General features: G+C 52.6%; 1 rRNA gene. It reads right to left on the bottom strand.

The features are described from left to right. Nucleotides 1-2,931 (bottom strand): 23S ribosomal RNA (locus tag KR50_RS02565); the annotation flags it as partial. Nucleotide 2,932 lies beyond the last annotated feature (1 nt).

Raw genomic sequence — 2,932 nt, 5'->3', positions numbered from 1 at the left:
GGTTAAGTCCTCGATCGATTAGTATTCGTCAGCTGCACATATCGCTATGCTTCCACCTCGAACCTATCTACCTGATCATCTTTCAGGGATCTTACCACTTGCGTGTGGGAAATCTCATCTCGAGGGGGGCTTCATGCTTAGATGCTTTCAGCACTTATCCCGTCCGCACATAGCTACCCAGCGATGCCAATGGCTTGACAACTGGTACACCAGCGGTGCGTCCATCCCGGTCCTCTCGTACTAAGGACAGCTCCTCTCAAATTTCCTGCGCCCACGACGGATAGGGACCGAACTGTCTCACGACGTTCTGAACCCAGCTCGCGTACCGCTTTAATGGGCGAACAGCCCAACCCTTGGGACCGACTACAGCCCCAGGATGCGATGAGCCGACATCGAGGTGCCAAACCTCCCCGTCGATGTGGACTCTTGGGGGAGATAAGCCTGTTATCCCCGGGGTAGCTTTTATCCGTTGAGCGATGGCCCTTCCATGCGGAACCACCGGATCACTAAGCCCGTCTTTCGACCCTGCTCGACTTGTAGGTCTCGCAGTCAAGCTCCCTTATGCCTTTACACTCTTCGAATGATTTCCAACCATTCTGAGGGAACCTTTGGGCGCCTCCGTTACTCTTTAGGAGGCGACCGCCCCAGTCAAACTGCCCGCCTGACACTGTCTCCCACCCGGATAACGGGTGAGGGTTAGAAGTTCAACACAGCCAGGGTAGTATCCCACCAATGCCTCCATCGAAGCTGGCGCTCCGATTTCCAAGGCTCCTACCTATCCTGTACAAGCTGTGCCAAAATTCAATATCAGGCTACAGTAAAGCTCCACGGGGTCTTTCCGTCCTGTCGCGGGTAACCTGCATCTTCACAGGTACTATAATTTCACCGAGTCTCTCGTTGAGACAGTGCCCAGATCGTTACACCTTTCGTGCGGGTCGGAACTTACCCGACAAGGAATTTCGCTACCTTAGGACCGTTATAGTTACGGCCGCCGTTTACTGGGGCTTCAATTCGTACCTTCGCTTGCGCTAAGCACTCCTCTTAACCTTCCAGCACCGGGCAGGTGTCAGCCCCTATACTTCACCTTACGGTTTCGCAGAGACCTGTGTTTTTGCTAAACAGTCGCCTGGGCCTATTCACTGCGGCTCTCTCGGGCTTGCACCCTACCAGAGCACCCCTTCTCCCGAAGTTACGGGGTCATTTTGCCGAGTTCCTTAACGAGAGTTCACTCGCTCACCTTAGGATTCTCTCCTCGCCTACCTGTGTCGGTTTGCGGTACGGGCACCTTACATCTCGCTAGAGGCTTTTCTTGGCAGTGTGGAATCAAAGACTTCGGTACTAAATTTCCCTCGTCATCACAGCTTCGCTTACACGGAAACGGGATTTGCCTCGTTTCCTGCCTAACTGCTTAAACGCGCATATCCAACAGCGCGCTCTCCTATCCTCCTGCGTCCCCCCATCACTCAAATGATGCGTTGGTGGTACAGGAATATCAACCTGTTGTCCATCGCCTACGCCTATCGGCCTCGGCTTAGGTCCCGACTAACCCTGAGCGGACGAGCCTTCCTCAGGAAACCTTGGGCATTCGGTGGAAGAGATTCTCACTCTTCTTTCGCTACTCATACCGGCATTCTCACTTCTAAGTGCTCCACCAGTCCTTCCGGTCTGACTTCACAGCGCTTAGAACGCTCTCCTACCACGAAATCTCTAAGAGATTTCATCCACAGCTTCGGTGAATCGTTTAGCCCCGGTACATTTTCGGCGCAGGGTCACTCGACCAGTGAGCTATTACGCACTCTTTAAATGATGGCTGCTTCTAAGCCAACATCCTGGTTGTCTAAGCAACCCCACATCCTTTTCCACTTAACGATTACTTGGGGACCTTAGCTGGTGGTCTGGGCTGTTTCCCTTTCGACTACGGATCTTATCACTCGCAGTCTGACTCCCATGGATAAGTCTTTGGCATTCGGAGTTTGTCTGAATTCGGTAACCCGTTGGGGGCCCCTAGTCCAAACAGTGCTCTACCTCCAAGACTCTTACTACATGAGGCTAGCCCTAAAGCTATTTCGGAGAGAACCAGCTATCTCCAGGTTCGATTGGAATTTCTCCGCTACCCACACCTCATCCCCGCACTTTTCAACGTGCGTGGGTTCGGGCCTCCAGTGAGTGTTACCTCACCTTCACCCTGGACATGGGTAGATCACCTGGTTTCGGGTCTACAACCTGATACTCATTCGCCCTATTCAGACTCGCTTTCGCTGCGGCTCCGCCTTATCAGCTTAACCTTGCATCAAATCGTAACTCGCCGGTTCATTCTACAAAAGGCACGCCATCACCCGTAAATGGGCTCTGACTACTTGTAGGCACACGGTTTCAGGATCTGTTTCACTCCCCTTCCGGGGTGCTTTTCACCTTTCCCTCACGGTACTGGTTCACTATCGGTCACTAGGGAGTATTTAGCCTTGGGAGATGGTCCTCCCGGATTCCGACGGAATTTCACGTGTTCCGCCGTACTCAGGATCCACTCTGGAGGGACATGGTTTTCGACTACAGGATTGTTACCTTCTCTGATGGGCCTTTCCAGACCGCTTCGTCTAATCATGTCCTTTGTAACTCCGTATAGAGTGTCCTACAACCCCAAGAGGCAAGCCTCTTGGTTTGGGCTGATCCCGTTTCGCTCGCCGCTACTCAGGGAATCGCATTTGCTTTCTCTTCCTCCAGGTACTTAGATGTTTCAGTTCCCTGGGTCTGCCTTCAACCGCTTATGTATTCAGCGGAAGATCATATCCCATTACGGATACGGGGTTCCCCCATTCGGAAATCTTCGGATCACAGCTTACTTACAGCTCCCCGAAGCATATCGGTGTTAGTACCGTCCTTCATCGGCTCCTAGTGCCAAGGCATTCACCGTGCGCCCTTTCTAACTTAACCA

This window comes from Jeotgalibacillus campisalis (genome assembly GCF_000829515.1).
GTDB lineage: Bacteria > Bacillota > Bacilli > Bacillales > Jeotgalibacillaceae > Jeotgalibacillus > Jeotgalibacillus campisalis.
Note: the sequence above shows the minus strand (reverse complement) of the source record. Positions and strands in the feature narration are given on the sequence as shown.